Source organism: Arthrobacter sp. JCM 19049, from assembly GCF_001310435.1.
This window is the reverse complement of sequence record NZ_BAXF01000288.1, coordinates 1-2,825: the sequence shown is the minus strand read 5'-3', so window position 1 is coordinate 2,825 and position 2,825 is coordinate 1. Positions and strand designations below refer to the sequence as shown.

Below are 2,825 nucleotides of genomic sequence, written 5' to 3'. Positions count from 1 at the left end.
CTTTTCTTCGCTTCAACAATTCCTATTGTTTTTACAGTTGACTGTAACTACTCAGGTTTTTGTTGGAGTTTGTTGCCGGTGTTTCCGACGGTTTCGAGCCCGTCCTTCGTTGCGGCAACAGATAAAAACTATACATGGATTCCAGAGCGTGCGCAAACTCGGAAGCAGCTCTTTTGAGGTGATCGTCGTAACACGGTGCATAGCCGAGTCGGTACGCTTCATGCACTACTTCTGGGCGCCGGGGAAAGTACTATCGCGCCAATGCGGTCCTCCTGCTGCTCTGCCGCATAAGCGCGCAGGAATCCGTGACGAAGCTTAGTGTCGTCGTGAGCCTAAACGTCTTAGACGACAACCGCAGCTTAGGGTCTGCGCAGCCTTTCTCAGTTGGCCGTGATCTCCGTGCGTTGGTGCTCACGATCCAGAAATACGAACTTCTTCATCGCCCACCAACGGAACACCATTCCCAGCAGCGTGCCGATGATCGGTCCTGCGACAAAGTCGGCGACCTCCTGCACCAGCAGTGTGACGTGCGGTTGCGTTAGCCCAAAGACCCAACGCGAGATATATATAGCGCCGAGGTGATCCCGACCGCCAGTACCGACATGACGACGAACTTGATGAACTGCACACGCTTCAGACCATGGGCGATGTCCCCGAAGGTAAACCGGCGGGACAGGAAGTACGAGGCAACCGTCGATACAGCATTAGCGATCAAGAACGCCGTAGTTGGATGCGCAGTCAATATGGTTAGCTTCAGCCCATAGTTGACCACGAGGGTGAGGATGAAGCACACACCTCCCACTCCCAGGAAGTAGACAATACGCAGCCTTTGGCGCATCTTCTGCCGCGTGCCGAAGTCCGGCGTGGGCGCAGCTACTTCCTCGTTTGGATTCCCCATGTGTTTATCCTACGGTCACCTTCTAGCTACTCCCGGTAGGCAGTACACCGGTATCGGATAATATCCAGGCTGCGCTTGTGGACCATTCGAAGCTTCCACAACTCCCGGTCGTGACGGAAGGCCCATGGACGGAACCGAACGTTAACGTGAAATAGCAGGAGGGGGAATCCTTACGGATTCCCCTCCTGCTATTTGGTCGGGATGACAGGATTTGAACCTGCGACCTCGTCGTCCCGAACGACGCGCGCTACCAAACTGCGCCACATCCCGTTGTTTTCGCAACGAAATAATACTGTACACGCAAGATTGGACGGAACCAAATCGAGTGACCTGCTGCACTTATGGGATGGCCTTGCCGGGATTCAGCAGGCCCTGCGGGTCCAGGACGTTCTTCAGCTGCCGCTGGATCTCCAGCACTGCGGAGGATTGTTCCCAGGCGAGCCATTCACGCTTGATTAGACCAACGCCATGCTCCCCGGTGATGGTTCCACCCACTTCCAGCGCCACTCGGATGCTCTCCTCCAGGGCGAGGGTGAGCCGGCCAAGTGGATCTTCGCCGGCGTCGGGTTCAACGGAAAACGTAGGATGCAGATTGCCGTCACCAGCATGGGCAATAATCCTTACGTCAACGTCGTATTTGGCGGCAACTCCACGTACCTTGCGCACGTATCGACCATGCAGCTCTTGGGTATAGCCACGTCTTCGCCCATGCGGTAGGCGTCATCCTTGGTATCCCCCTGCTGGTGCGACGCATCTCGATGAGGCGCGAAGCAAACTCATCGCCTGGAGCACTGATGATGACTTTCGCTTCCGCAAACGCAGTGCGAACAACATCCTCTTCAATCCTGGCGCCATACCCATCCAATCGCACTAGAAGCATCGCCTCGCCATGCTCAGCGATATCGGTGCCGTAGGTCTGATCCAACACCGACATCGTCGGCCTATCGATGAGCTCTAAGATCGCGGGCTGAACTCTGGCCCTGGCAATCATCTGGACGCCTTCGACGGCATCTTCGAGTGTTTCAAAGACCAGACTCATGTCCCTTTGGTCAACAGGCAGGTAACGCAGCCGCAATACGGCGCGTACAACGATCCCCAAGGTGCCTTCCGAGCCGACGAAGAGCGAACGCAGATCGTAACCGGCCACTCCCTTAAATGTGTTGGCACCAATTGTGATCAGCTGGCCATCCGCGAGCACGACGTCCAGTGCCAGCACTGATTCTCGGGTCACCCCATACTTTGCACAACGAAGCCCGCCTGCGTTGGTGGCAATATTGCCGCCCAGGGTCGACATCCGATAGCTTGCCGGGTCAGGAGCATACATGAGGCCGTGCTCCGCAACCGCATCATTTAACTCGTTATTGATGACCCCGGGTTCGACTACTGCCACCTCGTCTTGTGGCCGGATCTCCAAGATGCGGTTCATACGAGACAGATTCAGTACCAGCGACGGGCACATCACGTGGACACCGCCGGAGACTCCCGTACCAGCGCCGCGGCTGATGATCGGGACTCCATGCCGGGAACACAATCGCACGATCTCCTGAACGGCTTCTACCGATTCGGGTATGCAATTGCGAGCGGCAGGATCGGGTCAGTGGCCAGTTGGCCGTAATCGCGGGAATTCTCCAGCAGATCCTCCGGAGAGGTACTGACACCATCAGCACTGAGAATCTCCGTCAGTTCGTGAACAAAAACGGAATAGTCCTTGTCCTGTGCCACTACCGCCCCTCCTACTGGTTACGTTGATCTCTACGAAGCGTACTCCAGGTCACCACATTTACCTCGAGGGGAAGAAATGGTTACGTAGATCCATGCTTGGGGGTGAACAGCAGCCTTTGGCTCGAACCGCCACCGATTCGAACGGAAGCGTGGCTTGGCGGCAATGCAGCGAAAAGAATAGATGCCGGAACCGGATTGCTGGTTA

General features: G+C 56.1%; 5 protein-coding genes and 1 tRNA gene. All 6 read right to left on the bottom strand.

Translation table 11 applies throughout. The features are described from left to right. Positions 1-380: 380 nt before the first annotated feature. Complete coding sequence (locus JCM19049_RS20365) at positions 381-515, bottom strand: hypothetical protein (RefSeq protein ID WP_279403017.1); 135 nt, start codon at positions 513-515, stop codon at positions 381-383. Positions 516-538: 23 nt separating this feature from the next. Continuing rightward, a complete protein-coding gene (locus JCM19049_RS11080) occupies positions 539-898 on the bottom strand; it encodes a GtrA family protein (RefSeq protein WP_054821617.1) in 360 nt (119 codons plus the stop codon). A 193-nt stretch (positions 899-1,091) separates the two neighbouring features. Further along, positions 1,092-1,168: transfer RNA gene (locus tag JCM19049_RS11075), tRNA-Pro, on the bottom strand. A gap of 69 nt (positions 1,169-1,237) precedes the next feature. Further along, complete coding sequence (locus JCM19049_RS20360) at positions 1,238-1,564, bottom strand: FAD-binding oxidoreductase (RefSeq protein ID WP_279403016.1); 327 nt, start codon at positions 1,562-1,564, stop codon at positions 1,238-1,240. Then, a complete protein-coding gene (locus JCM19049_RS11070; RefSeq protein WP_279403015.1) occupies positions 1,524-2,435 on the bottom strand; it encodes an FAD-binding protein in 912 nt (303 codons plus the stop codon). Before JCM19049_RS11070 ends, JCM19049_RS20360 begins: the two co-directional genes overlap by 41 nt. Before the next feature lie 17 nt (positions 2,436-2,452). Then, on the bottom strand, positions 2,453-2,620 hold the full coding sequence (locus JCM19049_RS20355) for a hypothetical protein (RefSeq protein ID WP_279403014.1): 168 nt from the start codon (positions 2,618-2,620) through the stop codon (positions 2,453-2,455). Positions 2,621-2,825 lie beyond the last annotated feature (205 nt).

Coding starts and splice junctions, on each gene's coding strand:
- JCM19049_RS11080 (WP_054821617.1), bottom strand. CDS start 898: ATGGGGAATCCAAACGAGGAAGTAGCTGCGCCCACGCCGGACTTCGGC.